Consider the following 22,395-nt stretch of genomic DNA (forward strand, 5'->3'; position numbering starts at 1 on the left):
ACCTGACAGTTATTGGTTTCTGTCAGGTTTCAACTTTATTTGATTTTTAACTCAAAAGGCATCAGTGTTTGAATACCGGTTCGAGCCGTTGCTCTTTTTACTTGTTGTAAGGTTTGATAAGCTTCTTCTCCAATTTCTTCTTTAATCAGGGCTTCTTTCGTTTTGGCAAATGGAATACCGTTTTGATCACTCAAAAACTGCATAAATGTTTTATCAAATTCCGGATAATTTACGGTTTTAAATTTTTTGATTTTTGCTAAGGTAGCGGCTTCGTTTAATGCTACATCCAATCCACCTAATTTGTCTACTAAACCATTTTGTAATGCCTCACTTCCGGTCCAAACTCTTCCTTGTGCAATAGCATCGACTTGTTCAAACGTCATTTTTCTTCCGGTAGCCACGCGATTGACAAAAACGGTGTAAATGTTTTCTACTGATTCTGTTGTTACTTCTTTGAATTTCTCATCAATTGGTTTAAACGGACTATAGCCTACAGCATGCTCGTGCGTTTTTACTTGAGAGGTATTAATTCCGATTTTTTTTGATAATTCGGTCATATTTGGTAATACTCCAAAAACACCAATTGAACCGGTAATTGTATTGGGTTCTGCAACAATTTTATCGGCATTACACGCAATATAATAACCACCTGAAGCGGCTAAATTACCCATCGAAACAACAACGGGTTTTACTTTTTTGGTTAACTCGATTTCTCGCCAGATTAATTCTGAAGTCAACGCACTTCCACCCGGACTATCCACGCGAATTACGATGGCTTTTACTTTTTCATCTTTTCTGGCTTCTTGCAATGAAGTTCTCATCGCACCTTCGCCAATTATATTTACATCACCTTCGCCACCTAAGATTTCTCCTTGAGCATAAATAATGGCAATCTTGTCTTTCGTGTCAATTTTTTGAGGTGTTTTGGCTATGTTTTTTGCATAATCCATGATGGAAATCCATTCATATTCTTCGCCTTTTTTAACTTTCAAGGCTTTTTTAATTCCGTCGTGGTATTGATCTTCATAACCAATTTTGTCAATTAGTTTTTTCGATTTGGCCATTTCAGGAGTTCTTGCCGATAATTGATTAGCAATACTGTTTAAAGAATCTACCGAAATATTTCTGCTTTTAGAAATATCGCTAACAATTGAACTCCAAGCTGAGTTCAACAAAGCCGTCATTTGTTCTCTGTTGGCCTCGCTCATTTCGCTTTCCAAAAACGGTTCAACTGCACTTTTGTATTTTCCGTGACGAATTACTTCCATTTTTACGCCTGTTTTTTCTTGGATGTCTTTAAAAAACATGATTTCAGAAGCTAGTCCTTTAAAGTCCATTTCACCCACCGGATTCATATAAATCGTGTCGGCAACCGAGTTGATATAGTATTCACCTTGTGTAAAATAATCCGCATAGGAAACAATAAATTTTCCTGATTTTTTAAAATCAATCAATTTGTCTCTCAAGGCTTTGGATTGAGCTAATCCTAAACTGCTGTTGCTGTTCAAGATAGAAATTCCTTTGATTTTATCATCGGTTTTGGCATTTTCAACAGCGTTTAGCACATCAATTAAACCCACTGAAGCTTCTTCATTTAAAATAGTTACCCAAGGATCGGTGAATTTACCGGTGTAATCTAATGTTACATTTTCCATATCTAAAACCAATACGGAGTTAGATTCTACTTTTGCAACATCTGAACCGCTTCCGGCAATTGCTCCAACAATCATTAACCCGAAAAATAAAATCATACAGAATACAAACAATCCGATGATGGTGGCCAATACATTTCCTAAAAATTTCATTTTAAACTTATTTAATTGAATATTGTTTTCCTAATTAGTAGTCTTTCATTGTATTATGTTACATTTTAATTTTTATGTAATTCACTAATACAGAAACTTATTAACAGGATGGGCAAAGATACTTTATTTCTAAAATAGTTTTACTTATTTTGCTCTACTATGAATAATCAAAGCCAAGTCATTTTATCGTTAGGAAGCAATTTAGGTAACCGTCTGGAAAACATTCGGTTGGCTATAAAACTTATTCATCATACGATAGCTACGGTAGTCAAAGTTTCATCGCTATACGAAACCCCTTCGTGGGGTTTTGATGCTGAACCGTTTTATAACTGTGCATTAGTCTTGCAAACTTCTAAAAATGCCGAACAAATTTTAGACGAAGTTTTAGAACTCGAAACCAAATTAGGAAGAGTCCGAAATAAAAAAGAAGGCTATCAACCCAGACTAATTGATATTGATGTGATTACATATAATGAAGAAATCATCAATACCGAAAAATTGCAGGTGCCTCATCCGCATATGCAAAACAGAAAGTTTGTATTGTTGCCTATGCGTGATTTGAATTTGGATTGGAGGCACCCAATTTTACAAAAATATTTGCCGGAACTAGTTGCTTTGGCAGAAGATAAAAGCAATTGCAAAGTAGTTCAAAAGTTAGAAGCACCATTAGACAAAATAAAACTTCAACAATTTAATTATATTGCGATTGAAGGAAATATTGGAGCAGGAAAAACGACTTTATCAACCAAAATTTCAGAGGATTTTAATGCCAAATTAGTGTTGGAACGCTTTGCCGATAATCCGTTTTTACCAAAATTTTATGAAGACCAAAGTCGGTATGCTTTTCCTTTGGAAATGTCTTTTTTGGCCGACAGATACCAACAATTATCGGATGATTTAGCTCAATTTGATTTGTTTAAAGATTTCATTGTAGCGGATTATCATATTTTTAAATCATTAATTTTCGCAAAAGTTACCTTGGCGGAAGATGAATTCAGACTATATAAAACGATGTTTGATATTATTCATAAAGAGATGCCAAAGCCCGATTTATATGTGTATTTATATCAAAACACAGAGCAACTTTTAGAAAACATCAAAAAAAGAGGCAGAAGTTATGAAATGCAAATTCCGGCAGAATATTTAGAAAAAATTAATCAGGGTTATTTGGATTTCATCAAAACGCAAACCAATTTAAATGTATTGATTATCGATGTTTCCGACAAAGATTTTGTAAACAATCAGGAAGATTATATTTTTATTTTAGACGAAATAGAGAAGAAAATTGCCGAATAAATTATCTTTTGAGTGAAAAATGTCCTTTTCGTTCCGGTGTAGCATTGTCAATTTTCAAAACATACCAATAATCATCAGCCGGGAGATTTTCACCTTCAAAAGTTCCATCCCAAAACGGATTACTTGGACCAATTTGTTTGATTAATTTTCCATAACGGTTAAAAATGGAGAGGGAAGAATTTAGATAAAATTCCATCCCTTTCAAATAAAAAACATCATTTTGACCATCACTGTTTGGAGTGAAAAAGGGAGGAACCAAAAGCACCACAAAGTTTTCCTCGTCAGAATAACCACAATTGTTGATTTTCTCTCGAACATAAGCCGTGTATAATCCACCTTCGCCAACGGTAAATAAATTTGAATCTTGGTATGTGAACCCATCGATTGAATATTCATACTCACCATTTCCGGAGGTAATTATTTCAACTGAATTGTCTTTTACAACAATTGTTTCAATCACCGGAATATCATATTGAACGATGGTAAAGTTTTTTGTTTTAGAACAATTTCCTGCTTCCAAAGAAGTTACGACAACGGAATAATTGGCATTGTTATTTACTTGAATGGTTTGCGAACTTTCTCCGGTTGACCATAGATAGGTGGCGTTTGAAACACCTGCATCTAAAGTAATGTTTGTCCCTTCGCAAAGTGTAACGGTTTCATCTTCCACCTCCGGCAAATCATAAACCAAAACATTAATTGGAATTCTATTTCCTGATGAGCAGCCATTATTAATTGCTTCAGCATAAAAAGTAGTATCTTCAGAAAGAATTGGAGTAGTGAATGATGTACCTGCTCCCAAACTAGTTCCTCCAATAGCATCTGCATACCAATTAATTGTACCGGCAGTTGTAGAAGCTGTTAATACAGTAGAATTTTCTCCACAAACCGGATTTGGTTCAACAATTGTAATCGTTGGAATTTGATTTACAGTTGCCGTTATTGCCGTCCTTGTTCCGGTTGTACAACCTATTTCAAATGCATCGACATAGTAAGTTGTAGTTTCAGTTAAATTTGGTGTAGTGAAGCTGTTACCGGTAGCCAAAGGTGTTCCTCCGGTTGGAGTTGCATACCATTTGATTGTCCCAGCTGAAGCATTGGCAGTTAGAGTTACGGAACCTTCTCCACATAAAGATTGACTAGTAGTTGAAGTGATATTCGGAATAGTAATGGATGTACTTGTAGAGATTTGTAAAACTGGATCGCCGGGCATTCCACCATATTCTACAATATATCCCTTGGGTTGATAATCGCCACTGGCTTCACCCGTATTGGATAAATCATTCCAAGAACCTAGAATCCCAACTCCGGGAGCAGTTATGTGAGCATAATCTTCATCCCCAATATTGTTTGGTTCTCCATTGTTCCAATTAGCATAACTGGGAGTAGAACCATTAATACCACCATTCCAAAAAACAGTACCGTTCTCAGGTCCGGACATCCATCGCCAAACACCTTCATTTGCTTCATCACTTCCACCAATCCATCCGGCACCGGCTGACTGTTCTCCCGAAAGTTGAGCTTCATCAGCTGCTGTGATGGTGGCTAAGTAACCTTGTAAGCCATAGTAAGTTCGATTTGCGGCTGCTGTTCTTGCGTTATTCCAAGTAATACCTATGGAGGGTACAAACTCGTAATAATGCCCATTGGAAGGGAGATAATTCGCCTGACCAACCGTAATGGAAAATGTTCTAACTCCGGTTGGATTTGGTGATGAATTTGAATAGACAACATCTTCAATAGCCGCAATTAAATCAGTATATGTGGGTTGTCCTGCAGAACCGGTTAGGGTTAGTTTTCCAGTTAGTGCATCCCAACTAAAAACAATAGCAGGATGTGTTCCGGTTAAAGTCAATACGTCTTGACCATTCACATAACCGGATGAAATTTGAATATAAATCGCATCAATTCCTGTGTCATCGGGATCAGTGATGGACATGTTGGTCACAATATTTAATTGAGAACCCGGACAATATACTTGATTCCCTGTAGCAATTAAAATGGGAGCATCATTTAAAAGTGTAGGTTTCTTTTCTTCAATTTTTAGAGATAAATTTTTATCAACCAAAAATGAAAAAAAGCTTGAGCACAAAAAAAAGATGAAAAAGGAATTGCGAAACAATGAAAATCGATCCATTTTGTAAAAGTAATAATTAGTGAGCAAAAGAGTTGTTCACTAATTGCTAATTTTCTCCTAAAACTATTAGTTTCTTGAATATATCCCAAACCACAATTCCGGCACTTACGGATATATTCAAAGAATGTTTAGTGCCCAATTGCGGAATTTCAATCACGCCTTCACATTTTTCGATAGCTTGTTGTGAAACACCTTTTACTTCGTTGCCAAATATTAAGGCGTATTTTTTGCCTTTTTCAACCTCAAAATCATTCAGCATAACCGAATTTTCTACTTGCTCAATGGCAAAAACCGAAATATTTTCTACTTTCAATTGGTCAATTACTGTCAACACATCTTTTTGATATTCCCAAGCCACAGTATCGGTTGCTCCCAAAGCCGTTTTGTGAATTTCTTTGTTAGGAGGAGTTGCTGTAATGCCACACAAAAAAATCTTTTCAATCAAAAAGGCATCCGAAGTTCTGAAAACAGAACCAATATTGTGCAAACTTCTAATATCATCTAAAACAATGATAATGGGTGTTTTTTGAGCTTGTTTAAACTCTTCAATATTTTTACGCTCCAGTTCAGAATTGGCTAATTTTCTCATTTTGCAAAAATAAGTAATGAATTTGGATTTTTACATTTGATATTAAAATTGATTTTGTAATTGCCATTGCCATTGAATTTTTATTTCTGTATTTTTGAATCCTAACCAAAATAAAAGCACCTTGTCAGCAAAAGTCAACGCCGTAAAAGAACCAAAGGAAACTCCTTTGATGAAGCAATACAATCAAATCAAAGCCAAATACCCTGATGCTTGTTTGTTATTTCGTGTAGGTGATTTTTACGAAACGTTTGGCGAAGATGCTGTTCGGGCTTCGCAAATTCTTGGAATTGTTTTGACAAAAAGGGGTGCCGGTTCTGATTCTGAAACCGCTCTTGCAGGGTTTCCCCATCATTCGCTGAATACGTATCTCCCGAAATTGGTCAAAGCCGGACTTCGAGTGGCAATTTGCGATCAATTGGAAGATCCAAAAATGACTAAAACTATCGTGAAACGAGGTGTAACCGAATTAGTTACTCCCGGTGTTTCCATGAACGATGAGGTATTACAAGCTAAATCAAATAATTTTTTAGCTTCTGTTTATTTTGGTAAAAAGCAAATTGGTGTATCTTTTTTAGATGTTTCTACCGGTGAATTTTTAACGGCTCAGGGCAATGAAGAATACATCGATAAGTTGTTGCAAAATTTTAGTCCGAGTGAAATTTTAGTAACCAAAAATCATAAACAACAGTTTAGAGAAGTTTTTGGGGACGATTATCACACTTTTTTTCTGGAAGATTGGGTGTATAATGAAGATTACGGAAACGAAGTATTGACCAAGCATTTTCAAACCAATTCACTTAAAGGTTTTGGAATTGAAGAATTGCAAGAAGGAATAGTAGCTTCGGGTGCCGTTTTGTATTATTTGTCTGAAACGCAACATAATAAAATCCAACATATTACTTCCATTCAACGCATTGTAGAAGACGCCTATGTTTGGATGGATCGTTTTACGATTCGAAATTTAGAATTATACCACAGTACCAACCCCAATGCAGTCACATTGTTGGATGTAATTGATAAAACGCTTTCGCCGATGGGTTCGCGTTTATTGAAACGTTGGTTGGCTTTGCCTTTGAAAGAGGCAGCTAAAATACAATCGCGTCACGAAGTGGTGACATTTTTAAAGGATAATTCAGAGGTTTTACAAAAAATTCAATACCAGATTAAGCAAATTTCAGATTTGGAACGATTGATTTCCAAAGTCGCCACCGGAAAAGTTTCGCCCAGAGAAGTGATGAACCTTTGTCATTCGCTGGATGCCATTATTCCAATCAAAACCTTGGCTTTGACAAGTACAAATGAATCGTTAAAAGCCATCGGAGATAGTTTGCATGCGTGTGATTTATTGCGTGAAAAAATCAAAACCACTTTGAATCATGATGCACCCGTATCCATCAATAAAGGAAATGCTATTGCTAAAGGAATTCATCCCGAATTGGATGAGTTAAGAGCAATTTCCACTTCCGGAAAAGAATATTTAGAAGGAATCGAAGCCAGAGAATCAGAACGAACCGGAATTTCATCCTTGAAAATTTCGTTTAATAATGTGTTTGGCTATTACATCGAAGTTCGAAATACACATAAAGACAAAGTTCCTACGGAATGGATTCGAAAGCAAACCTTAGTGAATGCAGAACGATACATAACCGAAGAATTAAAAGAATATGAAACCAAAATTCTTGGGGCAGAAGATAAAATTCAACAATTAGAATCGCAATTGTTTGAGCAATTGGTCATTTGGATTGGCACCTACATCAAACCGGTTCAACTGAATGCTGCTTTGATTGCTCAATTGGATTGTTTGAATTCATTTACACAATTAGCGATAGAAAATAAGTATGTTCGACCCATTTTGGATGATTCGTATGAATTAGAAATTACAAACGGTCGTCATCCGATGATTGAAAAGCAATTGCCGGTTGGCGTACCTTACATTGCCAATGATGTTTTCTTGGATAGAGATTCGCAACAAATTATTATGATTACCGGTCCGAATATGTCCGGTAAATCGGCCATTTTGAGACAAACAGCTTTAATTGTATTGTTGGCTCAAATGGGAAGCTTTGTTCCGGCAGAAGCAGTTCGAATGGGAATAGTAGATAAAATTTTCACCAGAGTAGGTGCGAGCGATAACATTTCGATGGGCGAATCAACGTTTATGGTAGAGATGAATGAAACCGCTTCGATTTTGAACAATATTTCTGAACGAAGTTTGGTTTTGTTGGATGAAATAGGTCGCGGAACCAGTACGTATGACGGAATTTCAATTGCGTGGGCCATTGCGGAATATTTACACGAACACCCAAACCGACCCAAAACGTTGTTTGCCACCCATTACCACGAGTTAAACGAAATGGAAGTTACGTTTGATCGCATTCAAAATTTCAATGTTTCCGTAAAAGAATTAAAAGACACGGTTCTATTTATCCGAAAATTAGTGAAAGGCGGCACCGAACACAGTTTTGGTATTCACGTAGCCAAAATGGCCGGAATGCCGCAAACGGTGATTCAAAAAGCCCAAAAGATTTTAAAAAAGTTAGAAAAAAACCATTCGAGTGAAGAATTATCGGGAATAAAATCATCAAAGGATGAATTACAACTTAGTTTTTTCAATTTGGATGATCCGTTGTTGGAAGAAATCAAAGAGGAAATTTTAAATATTGACATTAACACCTTAACACCGGTGGAAGCTTTAATGAAATTGAACGAAATCAAGCGAATGTTGACTAAAAAATAAATCCTATCGATTTAACTTTCAAAACATTAGTTTTTGAATTGAAATTTTTTAAAAAAAACACTTGTAAAAGTAAATATTTATAGTACATTTGCATCCGCATTGCTCAACAAGCAGTGTTGTTCTTTAAAAAAACCTGTACGCGAAAATAGCTCAGTTGGTAGAGCACGACCTTGCCAAGGTCGGGGTCGCGGGTTCGAGTCCCGTTTTTCGCTCTACTATCACATAATGCTCGAGTGGTGGAATTGGTAGACACGCTGGACTTAAAATCCAGTGAACAGTAATGTTCGTGCGGGTTCAAGTCCCGCCTTGAGTACAAAAGCTTCATTTGTTTTTCAAATGGAGCTTTTTTTTTATAGATTTTCTATATTTCAATTTTAAACTTCAAAATTGAAACCACATAATGGAACATAGTTTTTAAGAAGTTAAAAAATGGATTCTCTTAAAAATCTAGAGAAAGTTTTTAAATATTGTCTTTCCTTACAAAGAAATTTGGATAAGCAATAATGACTTTAAGGAATAACCGTAAACTGTAACTGCGACTGAAAACTAAAAAAAACTTCACTTTAAAGCAAAAAAAATCCCGAACTAGTCGGGATGATTTTTTCTATTAGTTTGTTACTAATTACTGAGCAGCAGGAGCTTCAGCAGGAGCAGCAGCTTCTTCTACAGCAGCAGCAGTATCAACAACAGCAGCAGCTTCTTCAACTACTTCAGTAGCAGTTTCTTCTACAGCTTCTGTAGTCTCTTCCATTGTAGCTTCAGCTTCTTTTTCTTTACAAGATACTACTGTTAAAGCAGCAACAAATACTAAACTTAAAATTACTTTTTTCATCTTACTAAATTATAAAAGGTTAATTATTAATTCGGAGCAAAGATATAAATTTTTTGATTCAACAAAATATTTTTACTAAAAAAAAATAAAAAAAATAAATGTGCTGAATTTCAAACGTTTGAAATCACTTTTTTGTGTAAAAATTAGTTCTTAAACCCCTTTTTTTGGTGGGTAATTTAATAAACTTATTTTTTCTTTTTCTTTTTTTGTTTAGGATGAACAATTTTCATTTCCTCAATAAGGTGTTTAGCACCGGCATATTTGTCTACAACAAACAAAACATAACGAATGTCCACCATAATATTTCTGCAAATAGCCGGATCATAATAAATGTCACTCATGGTTCCTTCCCATACCCGGTCGAAATTTAAGCCGATTAAATTTCCGTGTGCATCAATGGCCGGACTTCCTGAGTTACCACCGGTGGTGTGATTTGTTCCAATGAAATTCACCGGAAGTTTTCCATTTTCTGCATAGGGTCCAAAATCTTTGTTGTTATAGAGTTCAATTAATTTAGGTGAAACATCAAACTCGTAATCGCCTGGAACATATTTTTCCATCACCCCTTCTAGATAAGTTACCGGACTATAGTAAACCGCATCGCTAGGTGCATAACCTTTTACTTTTCCATACGTTACTCGCAACGTGGAATTAGCATCAGGGAAAATTCTAGCTTCTTTCGGACTTAATTCCAAAATTCCTTTCATATACGTGCGTTGTAAAGCCATGTTTTTCAAATTGATTTCATCATACTTTGGCAATACATTTTTGTTGTAAGCTTCCGTTAACATTTTTACAAATGTAAATCCACTGTCTTTGTTTAAAGCTTCTAAAACAGTTTTAGCATCACCGTTTAACAACTCTTTAAAACTATTGTAACTCGTTAGTTTTGAAGTACTGAAGATTTCGGCTGTTTTTGCTTTTAAATCTTGATTCAGTAAACCTTCCGGTAAAAATTGTTTGGGTGATTTTGTAGCATATAACTCAACTAATTGCTCCATCACTTTTTCATCAACTAGAGCATTGAAATCTTTGTATAATTCCTCAAAACCGATAATGAAATTCTCTTTTCGATCATTGAATGCTTTTTCTCCTCTTGCATGATAAAGATTTTCCAACTGAACCAAACGGTAACCAAAGCTTAATAATTCGGTATTACGCATGACCACTTCCATAAAATAATCACGGCTTAAAGCATAGGGAGCAATTTCTTTATAATTTTTTTCAAATTCAGAAAGTAAATTGCCATATTCTGCTTGTTTTCCGGCTTTCGTCACTTTGTCCATGAAATCTTTTTCAAACTCTTTTTTGATTTGAACCGCATTGGATTTTTTCAACCCTTTGGTTTCGCCAATCCATTTTTTCCAATAATTGGCAACCGAGGCATATTTGGCGGCATATTGAATTTTAATGGCTTTGTCTTTTCGCATAAAACCATCTTGTATTTTCAAGGCTGCATCACGCACTTCAATCTTGGCAGGGTTTAATTCATTCACAATTTGTTCTACTGCAACAGCCGGTAAATATTCTTGCGTTCTTCCCGGATAACCAAAAACCATGGTAAAATCATTTTCTTTTACACCGTCAATAGAAACGGGAAAGAAATGTTTAGGTGTATAAGGCACGTTGTCTTTTGAATAAGCAGCCGGACGATTGTTTTTATCAGCATAAATTCTGAAAAGTGAAAAATCTCCGGTATGACGAGGCCAAACCCAGTTGTCTGTATCCGAACCAAATTTTCCGATAGAGGAGGGTGGAGCACCTACTAGTCTCACATCTTTAAATGTTTCAACCACAAACCAAATGTATTGATTACCATCATAAAAAGCTCTGATTCGGTTTTCTTGCCAACTTTCTTTTGGTAGCGAATTGGTTAAAGCTGAAATGTTCTCTTGAATTTTTTTCTGTTTGTCCGCTTCGCTTGTGAGCGATTGAGTGTTTTCCAACACTTTTGAAGTGACATCTTCAATTTTTACAATAAAAGTAACCACTAAATCTTCATTAGGTAATTCGTCTTCCAAACGCATGGCCCAAAAACCTTTTTCTAAATAATCGTTTTCAACGGTTGAATGCGATTGAATTTGTCCATACCCACAATGATGATTGGTCAATAATAAACCTTTTGGCGAAATCACTTCCGATGTACAACCGTTGTTGAAGTGCGGCACAGCATCTTTCATGCTCGATTTATTGACGTCGTAGATGTCTTTGGCCGACATTTTCATGCCGAGTGATTTCATTTCATTTTCGTTCATTCCTTCCAAAAGTGACGGAATCCACATACCTCCTTGTTGGGCAAATGTTGAAATGGAAAGAAAAAGAATGAGTAAGCGTAGAAGTTTCATGTTATAATTTTTTAAAGTGGCAATATACAATTTTTGAATTTTTATTCGATTATTTTAGGGTTTCATTAAGAATTTGATTTATGATAACATCCGTTGCTCCTTTGTTCATTTGCACAAAAGTGCTGCAAATATGACCTTTCTCATGGCGAATGTCATCGTTGGAAAGTAAGGTTTGAAACGTTTCATTCAATTCATTTTGATTAGAAATGGAAATACAGCCTTCCATATTTACCAAAGCGATTGCTTCAGCAAAATGAGCATAATTGGGTCCGATTACGATAGGAATGCCAAAAGTAGCGGGTTCTAAAATGTTGTGAACACCTGGATTTCCAAATCCGCCACCCACGTAAGCAATGTCGGCATAAGAATAAATTTTGGTTAAGATACCGATGGTGTTGATGATAAATACATCGAATTCTTGTATAGACTTTGCTTGCAATTTGTTTACAGAATCAGAATAATCAGAAAATAAAATCGATTTTTTAGAAATCGATTTTTTTAGTTCCAAAATTTGTTCCGGTTTGATATTATGTGGTGCAATAATAAATTTTACTTTTTCAGATGAAATATTAATGAAATTCACTAACAATTCTTCATCTTTTGGCCAAGAGCTACCGATAACAATTGTGGTGGAGTTGTTTTTAAAAGCTTCGATAAAATCCAACGAATTATCTCGTTCTAAAATCGAAACAACACGATCAAAACGCGTGTCGCCTGAAATTTTAATATTATGATAGCCAAGCGATTGCAAAAGTTTTTTAGAGGATTCATTTTGCACAAAAAAGAAATCAAAAGCAGTTAAGCATTTTCGGTAAAATCCGCCATACCATTTAAAAAAGACTTGATTTTCTCTGAGAATTCCTGAAATTAAATAGGTTTTTATTTGCCTTTTTTTGAGTTCGTTGAGGTAATTGGGCCAATATTCATATTTGATAAAAAATACCATTTCGGGATGAATTACATCTAAAAATTGTTTAGCGTTTTGTGTGGTGTCTAATGGCAAATAAATCGTTACATCAGCAATAGCATTGTTTTTTCTCACTTCAAAACCGGAAGGAGAAAAAAAGGTCACAATCATTTTATGGTTTGGGAATTTGGTTTTGATTTTTTCCATTACCGGAATTCCTTGCTCAAATTCGCCTAAAGAAGCGGCATGAAACCAAATCGTTTGATCACTTGAAGCAATTTTTTGTTTGATTTGCTCAAAAACTTTTTTTCTTCCATCCACAAACAGCTTCATTTTTGGGTTAAAAAAGGCAATGACTTTTAATAAAAACCCAACTAAATGAACCAATACATTATATAAAAAATACATAGAATATAAATTGTGTCGCTAAAATACATCACTTTACAGAATTTTCATTGTTATAACTGCTTAAATAATTACTTTTGTTCTATGATAAAGGTTTTTGACCTTTTCTTATAAATAAAATATAATTACAATGCGTAAACTCCAAATGGTTGACTTAAAAAGTCAATATGATAAAATTAAATCTACTGTTGATGCTTCTATTCAAGAGGTTTTAGATACAACAACTTATATTAACGGACCAAAAGTTCATGAATTTCAGAAAAATTTAGAAGAATATTTAGGGGTAAAACACGTGATTCCATGTGCGAATGGAACGGATGCTCTTCAAATCGCCATGATGGGACTTGGTTTACAGCCCGGCGATGAGGTGATTACAGCCGATTTTACGTTTGCAGCCACTGTTGAAGTCATTGCTTTATTGCAATTGACTCCCGTTTTAGTGGATGTGGATATGGTGAATATGAATATTTCAATAGAAGCCATTAAAAAAGCAATCACGCCAAAAACGAAAGCAATTGTACCGGTTCATTTATTCGGAAGAGCCGCTAATATGGAAGCCATCATGCGAATAGCTGAGGAACACAATTTATATGTCATCGAAGATAATGCTCAAGCCATAGGTGCGAATTGTCGTTTTTCGGATGGTACAAAAAAGAAAGCCGGAACCATTGGTCACGTAGGAGCAACCTCATTTTTCCCTTCTAAAAATTTAGGGTGTTACGGTGATGGTGGTGCTATTTTTACTAATGATGATACGTTAGCTCACACCATTCGAGGTATTGTCAATCATGGAATGTATGTACGTTATCATCATGATGTGGTTGGGGTTAACTCTCGTTTGGATAGTATTCAAGCAGCGGTTTTAAATGCAAAATTACCTTTATTAGACAGTTACAATGCTGCTCGTCAAAATGCAGCAAGAAGTTATTCAAAAGCATTTGAAGGGCACAAAAATATCATTGCACCGTCTATTTGTGATATATGTGATTGCCATGTATTTCATCAATATACGTTGCGAATAATCGATGCGGATAGAAATGCTTTAATGGATCATTTGCAAAGCAAAGGAATTCCTTGTGCGATTTATTATCCAATTCCGTTGCACTCGCAAAAAGCGTATGCAGATGTTCGTTACAAAGAAGAAGATTTTCCGGTTACGAATCAGTTGGTAAAAGAAGTGATTTCGTTGCCAATGCATACCGAATTAGATGATGAACAAATTAAATTCATAACCGATTCAGTTTTAGAATTTTTAAATTAATGTTATCAACCTATTACCTATAACCTATTCCCAAAAAGATGAAAGTACTTGTTACCGGAGGCCTTGGATTTATTGGCTCTCATACCGTAGTTGAATTACATAATGCCGGATTTGAACCATTAATTGTCGACAATTTATCCAATTCTTCTATTGATGTTTTAGATAGAATTGCCGCTATTATTGGATACAAACCTGCTTTTGAGCAAATGGATTTGAGAGAAAAAGCAGCCGTTAATCAATTGTTTAAAAAACATGCTGACATTAGTGGGGTTATTCATTTTGCAGCCTCAAAAGCAGTGGGTGAAAGTGTAGAAAACCCTTTGTTGTATTACGAAAATAATATCAATGCGTTAGTGTATATTTTACAAGAATTACAGAAAAAAGAGTCTACTAATTTTATTTTCAGTTCTTCCTGTACGGTTTATGGTCAAGCCGAAAAAATGCCAATTACCGAGGATGCTTCTGTTCAACCGGCCATGTCACCGTATGGAAACACTAAGCAAATTGGGGAAGAAATCATTACTGATGTGGCTAAAGTGTCCAATATTAAATCCATTTTATTGCGGTATTTTAACCCGATTGGAGCTCATCCTTCTGCTGAAATTGGTGAATTGCCAATTGGTGTTCCACAAAATTTAGTGCCATTTATCACGCAAACCGGAATTGGGTTAAGACAAGAATTATCCGTTTATGGGGATGATTATCCAACTCCTGACGGAACCGCTATTCGTGATTACATTCATGTGGTAGATTTAGCAAAAGCACATGTAGTAGCACTACAAAGATTAGTTGAAAATAAAAACTTGGATAAGGTTGAAACCTTTAACCTTGGAACCGGAACAGGCAGCTCTGTTTTAGAAGTAATTAAAACATTTGAAAAAGTTTCCGGTAAAAAATTACCTTATAAAATTGTAGGTAGGAGAGAAGGCGATATTACTTCCGCTTATGCCAATACCGATAAAGCCAATAATGTTTTAGGATGGAAAGCACAATCCACGTTGGAAGAAGCTTTGGCCAGTGCTTGGAAATGGGAACAAAAAATTAGAAGTTAGTTTAAAGAATTAAATTAAGAAAGGGACAAGTTAATATTAAAATTGTCCCTTTTTTATTTAATTCTTTCTGTTAAGCCGAAATCGTCTCTACCTCTTTATTAATTTTATTTACCAATCCAACTAATACTTTTCCTGGGCCTACTTCTGTAAAACTTGTTGCACCATCAGCTATCATTTGGTTGACCGATTGTGTCCATTTTACTGGAGCCGTTAATTGAATGATTAAATTCTTTTTGATTTCCTCCGGATCCGAAACGGCACTTGCTGTTACATTTTGATACACTGGGCAGATGGGATTTGAAAAAGTTGTGGCTTCTATCGCAGCCGCTAATTCTTCTCTGGCCGGTTCCATCATCGGAGAGTGAAAAGCACCTCCAACAGGCAAAATTAAAGCACGCTTTGCACCGGCTTCTTTCATTTTTTCACAGGCAGATTCAACTGCTTTGAATTCGCCGGAAATCACTAACTGACCGGGACAATTGTAATTAGCGGCTACCACAACACCATCTATTGATGCACAAATGTCTTCCACTATTTTATCCTCTAAATTTAAAACTGCGGCCATCGTAGAAGGGGTGATTTCACACGCTTTTTGCATCGCCATAGCACGTTTGGAAACCAATTGCAATCCGTCTTCAAACGATAAAGCTCCATTGGCCACCAATGCTGAAAACTCTCCTAAAGAGTGACCGGCAACCATATCCGGTTTAAAATCCGGGAGGGTTTTAGCTAATATTACGGAATGTAAAAAAACAGCCGGTTGGGTAACTTTGGTTTCTTTCAATTCTTCGGCTGTTCCTTCGAACATTATATCTGTAATACGGAAACCTAATATTTCATTGGCTTTTTCAAACAATTCTTTGGCCAAAGCTGAATTTTCATATAAATCTTTACCCATTCCGGTAAATTGTGCTCCTTGTCCGGGGAAAACGTATGCTTTCATAAATATTTTTTTTAAAGTAAGTATAAATTCATTCAAGCAAAAATAGTATTTATATTACTTCAATAAATTCTTTTGGGATTGATTTTTATCAACCACATTATGATTACTTATTTTGTCAACCAATTGCCAAAAATTTTTCGCAATAGCGGAAGCAACACAAACACCATCAAGGGGACCAAAATTCCGGTTAGGATTAAAGTGCGAATTGGAATGGGAAAGTGGTTTAATTCTTCACCAATTATATAATGTAGTAACGTGATACTCGGGTAAATGGCAATCCATACGATTAATGCAAATTTCCATTTAGGAGGATTTTTCATCATTGCGATAATACGTTAAGGCTCCGGAAGGACATTTGTTTATGGTTTCTATAATTTTTTCGGTAGAAGAAGCATCGGCTTTAATCCACGGTTTTTCTTTGGGTTGAAAAACTGCCGGATTGTTTTTTACACAATTCGCAGAATGAATGCATTTGTGAGCTTGCCATACAATGGTTACTTCTCCGTTGGTGTATTCTTTGGTTGTGGGTTCCATACTAGTTCGGTTTTTGGTTTATAATACGTCTCTGAAATCTTCCGTTTTATCAAAAACACTTTTGGCAAACGGACACAAGGGAATTATTTTTAGGTTTTTTTCGCGTGCCATTTCAACGGCAGCCGTAACCATCTTTTTTCCAAAACCTTTCCCATTGTTTCCCGGATTTACCTCCGTATGATCAATGATGATTTTATCGGAACCGGCAAAAACAAAAGTCATTTTAGCTTCGGTTTTACCGTCAACTTCTACTGAAAAGTAGCCGTTTTTTTCGTTTTGATGATGTTGGATTGTTTCGTTCATGTGATTAGGTTTTTTAAACCTGTCAAGCAAAAGGTATTACTTGACAGGTAAAGTTACAAAATTATTCCATCGGAATATCCATTAATAGTAATTCAGCATTTTCATCTACTTGGATGTCAAGTTTCTCGGTATCCCAAACGCCTAATGCATCTTTGGTATCTAAGGCATAGCCATTGATGGTTACTTTTCCTGAAATTACAAAAGCATAGACACCGTTTTCTTTGCGTTTAACGTTATATTCAGTGGTAAAACCTTTATCTAGTTTTCCCATGTTGAACCACGCCTCTTGATGAATCCAAACACCTTCATCTTCTGGTTTAGGTGACAAAATTTGTTGCAATTTGTTGTGTCGGTCGTTAACATTTAACGTAATTTGTTGGTAACGCGGCGTAACGTTTCTTTTGTTTGGAAACAACCAAATTTGCAACAATTTGGTTCTTCGGTCTGCATTTGGATTAAATTCACTGTGGCGAATTCCGGTTCCGGCACTCATCACTTGAACGTCGCCAAATTTAATAGTTTCGGCATTGCCCATACTGTCTTTGTGAGCCAAATCACCTTCTAACGGAATGGTTATGATTTCCATATTATCGTGCGGATGCATACCAAAACCCATCCCTGGAGCAACCGTATCATCATTCAAAACTCTCAATACTCCAAACTGAACTTTATCGGGATTGTACCAATTGGCAAAACTAAAACTGTGATAAGCATTCAACCATCCATGGTCGGCATGACCTCTTTCGTTGGCTTTGTGTAAAACTGCATTTTTCATAACTAAAAAGATTTTGTGTTATTGATGATACAAATTTACAACCTAAGTAAAGGATTAGCACTTAATGTAGATTAAGAAAGTTATTGGTTGACTGTTTACTGAAAACTGCGACTGAACACTGACTACTTCTTTAGCATCCGACTTTTCATTTTACTAAAAAACTCCGGCGTAACGCCAATATAAGAAGCAATTTGTTTTTGTGGTACTCGTTGAATGAGCGTAGGGTAGCGTTTGCAAAATTTATCAAATCGCTCTTCGGCAGATAAACTTAAATTATCCATCAATCGTTCTTGATGAGCAACTAATGAATTTTCAGTTAAAATTCTAAAGAAGCGTTCCAATTTTGGAATGTCAAAATACAGTTGTTCTTGGTTTTCTTTGGATAGCAGAACAATTTCGGCCTCTTCCATCACTTCAATAAAAAGATTACCGGGTTTTTGCGAAAGTAAACTGTACATGTCGCCAATCCACCAGCCTTCGCAAGCAAAATGCAAAACATGCTCTACAATATTATCATTAATGTTGAAACTTCGTACTAATCCGGAATTGACAAAATAAGAATGTTTGCAGATTTCTCCGGCATTGTGCAAAATGGTTTTGGCTTTGAACGGTTGTGTTTCAATTTTAGACAAAAACAATTCTTTTTCCGCTTCTGTAAGGGAAACAATTTTGGCTATGTTGTCTAAAATTAATACCATTATACCATTACTTTTACCAATTTTGCTGCTGTTTTTGCTCTTTCAATAATTTCTTCCATTGGAGTTTCTAGAGAATCATTTACCAAAGCAACCCCCATTCTTCTGTACGGTCTTGAGGTAGGTTTTCCAAAAATTCTAAAATCGGTTTTGGGTAAACTTGCGATTTGCTCGATTCCCAAATAGGTTGGATGATTCGAATTTTCAGCAGCTAAAATTACCGCACTGGCTCCGGCTTTTTCCAAAGTGATTTCGGCAATGGGTAAACCTAAAACAGCTCGTAAATGCAATTCAAATTCGTTGAAGTTTTGTGTTCCGGCTAGGGTAACCATTCCGGTATCGTGAGGTCTGGGTGATAATTCAGAGAAATAAACCCCTTCATTGGTTAAGAAAAATTCTACTCCAAATAATCCGGCTCCACCTAAAGCTTCGGTCACTTTGCGAGCCATGTCTTGAGCTTCTAAAATGTCTTTTTCGGACACTTTTGCCGGTTGCCAACTTTCCTGATAATCGCCACGTTCTTGTCGGTGACCAATTGGAGCACAGAATAAAGTAGGTAAATTATGGTTTTGTGTAACGGTTAATAACGTGATTTCTGAGTGAAAATTGACAAACGCTTCCACAATGACTTCCACCACATCGCCACGCGAACCTTCTACAGCATAATTCCAAGCTTTGGTTATATCTTCGGTAGATTTGATAGTGGATTGTCCTTTTCCAGAGGAACTCATTAATGGTTTCACGACACATGGAATTCCAACCTCGGAAACAGCTTTTACCAATTCGTTAGCTGAAGTAGCATAACGGTAATTGGCTGTTCGTAACCCCAATTCTTTTGCCGCCAAGTCACGTATAGCTTTTCGGTTCATGGTGAAATTGGCTGCTTTTGCTGAGGGAACCACGGTTATGCCTTGTTTTTCGTAGTCATAAAAGCGTTCGGTTCGGATGGCTTCAATTTCGGGGACGATAAAATCAGGTTGGTGTTTAGCTACAATTCGGTCGAGTTCCGCACCGTCTAGCATATTGATGACTTCAAAACCGTGAGCCACTTGCATGGCGGGAGCACTTTCATAACTGTCTACAGCAATTACGGTTTGGCCGATGCGTTGTGCAGTGATGACAAATTCTTTTCCGAGTTCTCCGGAACCGAGTAGGAGGATTTTTGTTTTCATATTCTAATTAAGCAGGGTTTGCGTGAGGGATTGAAGTGGAAAGCCCGCAGCACAAAGGTTGAATTTTTGCGGGTTGTGCCTGCGACCAAAGAAGCCGAGCACAACCCGACAAAAACCAACCTTTTGGCGAGGACTTGCAACGAAAAGCCCGACCCTTGTGGTCACGCCAAAGTTATAAAAAAAGCCCCAAGTTTCCTTGAGGCTCAATAGATTTTATGCTAAAACTTCTTTGATTCTTCGCATGGCTTCCACCAATAATTCTTCGCTGGTGGCGTAAGAAAAGCGAATGCAATCCGGGTTTCCAAAGGCATCTCCGGTTACGGTGGCAACGTTGGCTTCGGCTAACAAATACATGGAAAAATCGGTTGCGTCTTTGATTAAGGTTCCGCGTAAGGTCTTTCCGAAGAAGGACGATACATCCGGAAAAACATAAAAAGCTCCTTCGGGAACGTTGATTTTAAGTCCAGGAATTTCTTTGATTAACCCCACGACTAAATCTCTTCTTTTGTGAAAGGCTTCTACCATGTAATTGAGCACTTTTGGGTCGGCATCTACTGCGGCAATCGTAGCTCGTTGAGCAATAGAATTCGCTCCGGAAGTGACTTGGCCTTGCATTTTGGTACAGGCTTTCGCTATAAATTCAGGTGCTCCGATGTATCCGATTCTCCATCCTGTCATGGCAAATGCTTTGGCAACGCCATTTACAGTGATGGTTCTTTCAAACATACCCGGAATGGAAGCAATACTGCAAAAAGTTCCGGAAAAGTTGATGTGTTCGTAGATCTCATCCGCAACTACAAAAATGTTTGGATACTTTTCTAACACTTTAGCAATGGCTGTAAATTCTTCACGACTGTAAACCGAACCGCTTGGGTTGCATGGTGAGCTGTACCAAATCATCTTGGTTTTGGGTGTGATGGCTTTTTCTAATTGTTCTGGAGTGATTTTAAAATCGCTTTCCACAGAAGTGGGTACTTCAACCGGAATTCCTCCTGCCATTTTGATGATTTCGTAATAACTCACCCAATAAGGTGCGGGAAGAATAACTTCGTCTCCCTCATTCAACATACATTGAGCAATGTTATAAAGTGATTGTTTGGCACCGGTGGAAACGACAATATTTGCCGGTTTGTAATCTAAATTATTATCTCTTTTGAATTTTCGGCAAATGGCCTCTTTTAATTCCACATATCCATCAACGGGTGAATAGGTACTGTAGTTTTCGTCTATAGCTTTTTTTGCCGCTTCTTTAATAAAATCAGGTGTGTTAAAATCAGGTTCGCCTAAACTTAAACTGATGATGTCTTTTCCTTGGGCTTTTAGCTCTCTGGCCAATGCTGCCATGGCCAAAGTTTGTGAAGTAGATAAATTATTAATTCTATCCGATAACGAATTCATTTTAGTTGTGTTTTGTATGTTTAAATGTAAAAATAACCTAAGCCAATTGCGGTTCTTGTCCCAACTCTTTTAAATGCTTAAAGTGAGCAATAACTGCAGACCTCATGGTTTTGAATTCATGATAAGGCAAATTGCATTCTTTGGCAGTTTCTCTCACAATTTCCGCAATTTTACCGTAATGAATATGGCTGATGTGTGGAAAAATATGGTGTTCAATTTGGTGATTTAAACCACCGGTGTACCAATTTACAATCCAATTTTTTGGTGCAAAATTTGCGGTGGTGAATAATTGGTGGATAGCCCAAGTGTTTTCCATTTCCCCGTTTTCATCCGGAATAGGATTGGTTGTTTCTTCCACCACGTGAGCCAATTGAAAAACGATGCTTAAAATTAAACCCGCTGTATAATGCATCACTGCAAATCCTAGTAAAACTTTCCACCATGTAATACCCAATACCATAGGAATAACTAACCAAATGGAAAAATAGATTACTTTGGTAATAATCAAGGTTGTCCATAAAATCTTAGGACTTTTTGGTTCTCCATACGATAATTTACGTTTTAAATAAGCTCTCATTTGTTTAAAATCGGTCGTGATAGCCCAATTAAAAGTCAATAAACCATATAAGAAAACTGAATAATAATGTTGAAATTTATGGAAGTATTTCCATTCCGCTTGTTTTGAAAAGCGAATAATTCTTCCGGCATCCAAATCTTCATCATGACCAACAATATTGGTGTACGTATGATGTAAAACATTGTGTTGTACTTGCCAATTGTATACGTTTCCGGCTAGAATATAGATGCTTCCACCCATGAATTTATTCAACCAAGGTTTGTTGGAATAAGAACCGTGATTACCATCGTGCATCACGTTCATTCCAACACCTGCCATTCCAACGCCAATTACTACGTTTAGTAATAAATATGCCCAGAAAGGCATATCCATTGCCAAAAGGAAGAAGTATGGAGTTAAGAAAATAGTAAACATCACAATGGTTTTCAAGTGAAGTTTCCAGTTTCCGGTTTTTTGAAGGTTATTTTCTTTGAAGTAATTGTTTACTCGACTGTTTAGGGTTCTAAAAAACTTAAGATTGTCTTGTTTAGAAAAAGTTGGAATTGTGGTATTCATGTAATTAAAAAAATTTTTTCAAAGTTAAGTATTAATCTATTTCATAACGTGTAACTATTGATAAAATTTCAACACCA

At 36.3% G+C, this 22,395-nt stretch carries 19 protein-coding genes and 2 tRNA genes; 6 read left to right on the forward strand and 15 right to left on the reverse strand.

All coding sequences use genetic code 11. The annotated features are described in order from the left end of the window. Window positions 1-35 precede the first annotated feature (35 nt). Complete coding sequence (gene sppA, locus EQG68_RS12305; RefSeq protein ID WP_129465190.1) at window positions 36-1,805, reverse strand: signal peptide peptidase SppA; 1,770 nt, start codon at window positions 1,803-1,805, stop codon at window positions 36-38. Window positions 1,806-1,964: 159 nt separating this feature from the next. On the opposite strand from sppA, the gene folK reads away from it, so the two are divergent. After that, the gene (gene folK, locus EQG68_RS12310) at window positions 1,965-3,101 is read left to right on the forward strand and encodes a 2-amino-4-hydroxy-6-hydroxymethyldihydropteridine diphosphokinase (RefSeq protein WP_129465191.1); all 1,137 of its coding nucleotides are present in this window, start codon (window positions 1,965-1,967) and stop codon (window positions 3,099-3,101) included. A gap of 1 nt (window position 3,102) precedes the next feature. Here the strand turns inward: folK and EQG68_RS12315 are convergent, their stop codons facing one another. Continuing rightward, complete coding sequence (locus tag EQG68_RS12315; RefSeq protein ID WP_129465192.1) at window positions 3,103-5,238, reverse strand: Ig-like domain-containing protein; 2,136 nt, start codon at window positions 5,236-5,238, stop codon at window positions 3,103-3,105. 46 nt (window positions 5,239-5,284) lie between these two features. After that, on the reverse strand, window positions 5,285-5,827 hold the full coding sequence (locus EQG68_RS12320; protein ID WP_129465193.1) for an RNA methyltransferase: 543 nt from the start codon (window positions 5,825-5,827) through the stop codon (window positions 5,285-5,287). A 169-nt stretch (window positions 5,828-5,996) separates the two neighbouring features. Between EQG68_RS12320 and mutS the strand changes: the two genes are divergently transcribed. The 3 genes from mutS to EQG68_RS12335 all read left to right on the forward strand — a co-directional run bounded on the left by mutS (window position 5,997) and on the right by EQG68_RS12335 (window position 8,877). Next, entirely contained in the window at window positions 5,997-8,564 is a 2,568-nt protein-coding gene (gene mutS / locus EQG68_RS12325) for a DNA mismatch repair protein MutS (protein WP_129465269.1), read from the forward strand. Window positions 8,565-8,703: 139 nt separating this feature from the next. Next, a tRNA-Gly gene (locus EQG68_RS12330) sits at window positions 8,704-8,776 on the forward strand. Between the two features lie 15 nt (window positions 8,777-8,791). Next, window positions 8,792-8,877, forward strand: a tRNA-Leu gene (locus EQG68_RS12335). Window positions 8,878-9,186: 309 nt separating this feature from the next. On the opposite strand, the gene EQG68_RS12340 is transcribed toward EQG68_RS12335, so the two are convergent. The 3 genes from EQG68_RS12340 to EQG68_RS12350 form a co-directional block, all read right to left on the reverse strand. Then, on the reverse strand, window positions 9,187-9,396 hold the full coding sequence (locus EQG68_RS12340) for a hypothetical protein (protein ID WP_129465194.1): 210 nt from the start codon (window positions 9,394-9,396) through the stop codon (window positions 9,187-9,189). 185 nt (window positions 9,397-9,581) lie between these two features. After that, a complete protein-coding gene (locus tag EQG68_RS12345; protein ID WP_129465195.1) occupies window positions 9,582-11,741 on the reverse strand; it encodes a S46 family peptidase in 2,160 nt (719 codons plus the stop codon). 49 nt (window positions 11,742-11,790) lie between these two features. Further along, a complete protein-coding gene (locus EQG68_RS12350) occupies window positions 11,791-13,056 on the reverse strand; it encodes a 3-deoxy-D-manno-octulosonic acid transferase (protein WP_129465196.1) in 1,266 nt (421 codons plus the stop codon). Between the two features lie 127 nt (window positions 13,057-13,183). Between EQG68_RS12350 and EQG68_RS12355 the strand changes: the two genes are divergently transcribed. Together EQG68_RS12355 and galE are read left to right on the forward strand one after the other, a co-directional pair. Further along, entirely contained in the window at window positions 13,184-14,314 is a 1,131-nt protein-coding gene (locus EQG68_RS12355) for a DegT/DnrJ/EryC1/StrS family aminotransferase (RefSeq protein WP_129465197.1), read from the forward strand. Between the two features lie 38 nt (window positions 14,315-14,352). After that, the gene (gene galE / locus EQG68_RS12360; protein WP_129465198.1) at window positions 14,353-15,366 is read left to right on the forward strand and encodes a UDP-glucose 4-epimerase GalE; all 1,014 of its coding nucleotides are present in this window, start codon (window positions 14,353-14,355) and stop codon (window positions 15,364-15,366) included. 70 nt (window positions 15,367-15,436) lie between these two features. Here galE and fabD read toward each other — a convergent pair whose 3' ends face one another. The 9 genes from fabD to EQG68_RS12405 all read right to left on the reverse strand — a co-directional run bounded on the left by fabD (window position 15,437) and on the right by EQG68_RS12405 (window position 22,318). Then, complete coding sequence (gene fabD / locus EQG68_RS12365) at window positions 15,437-16,309, reverse strand: ACP S-malonyltransferase (protein WP_129465199.1); 873 nt, start codon at window positions 16,307-16,309, stop codon at window positions 15,437-15,439. A gap of 107 nt (window positions 16,310-16,416) precedes the next feature. Continuing rightward, window positions 16,417-16,632: a hypothetical protein gene (locus EQG68_RS12370; protein WP_129465200.1), complete on the reverse strand. Its 216-nt coding sequence runs from the start codon at window positions 16,630-16,632 to the stop codon at window positions 16,417-16,419. Next, window positions 16,613-16,843, reverse strand: a complete 231-nt coding sequence (locus EQG68_RS12375) for a (4Fe-4S)-binding protein (RefSeq protein ID WP_129465201.1) — start codon at window positions 16,841-16,843, stop codon at window positions 16,613-16,615. The genes EQG68_RS12370 and EQG68_RS12375 overlap by 20 nt, the downstream gene beginning before the upstream one ends. An 18-nt stretch (window positions 16,844-16,861) precedes the next feature. Further along, on the reverse strand, window positions 16,862-17,146 hold the full coding sequence (locus EQG68_RS12380) for a GNAT family N-acetyltransferase (RefSeq protein WP_129465202.1): 285 nt from the start codon (window positions 17,144-17,146) through the stop codon (window positions 16,862-16,864). A gap of 61 nt (window positions 17,147-17,207) precedes the next feature. Continuing rightward, complete coding sequence (locus EQG68_RS12385; protein WP_129465203.1) at window positions 17,208-17,921, reverse strand: pirin family protein; 714 nt, start codon at window positions 17,919-17,921, stop codon at window positions 17,208-17,210. Window positions 17,922-18,043: 122 nt separating this feature from the next. Then, complete coding sequence (locus EQG68_RS12390; protein ID WP_129465204.1) at window positions 18,044-18,619, reverse strand: Crp/Fnr family transcriptional regulator; 576 nt, start codon at window positions 18,617-18,619, stop codon at window positions 18,044-18,046. Continuing rightward, window positions 18,619-19,788, reverse strand: coding sequence for a formate-dependent phosphoribosylglycinamide formyltransferase (gene purT, locus EQG68_RS12395; RefSeq protein ID WP_129465205.1), 1,170 nt, complete (start codon window positions 19,786-19,788; stop codon window positions 18,619-18,621). Before purT ends, EQG68_RS12390 begins: the two co-directional genes overlap by 1 nt. A 213-nt stretch (window positions 19,789-20,001) precedes the next feature. Then, window positions 20,002-21,186 carry a pyridoxal phosphate-dependent aminotransferase gene (locus EQG68_RS12400; RefSeq protein WP_129465206.1) on the reverse strand — a complete coding sequence of 395 codons (1,185 nt, stop codon included), beginning with the start codon at window positions 21,184-21,186 and terminating at the stop codon, window positions 20,002-20,004. 37 nt (window positions 21,187-21,223) lie between these two features. After that, window positions 21,224-22,318 carry a fatty acid desaturase family protein gene (locus EQG68_RS12405; RefSeq protein ID WP_129465207.1) on the reverse strand — a complete coding sequence of 365 codons (1,095 nt, stop codon included), beginning with the start codon at window positions 22,316-22,318 and terminating at the stop codon, window positions 21,224-21,226. Between the last annotated feature and the right edge of the window lie 77 nt (window positions 22,319-22,395).

Origin of the sequence: Flavobacterium piscinae (genome assembly GCF_004122145.1) — a bacterium.
GTDB classification, from domain to species: Bacteria; Bacteroidota; Bacteroidia; order Flavobacteriales; family Flavobacteriaceae; genus Flavobacterium; species Flavobacterium piscinae.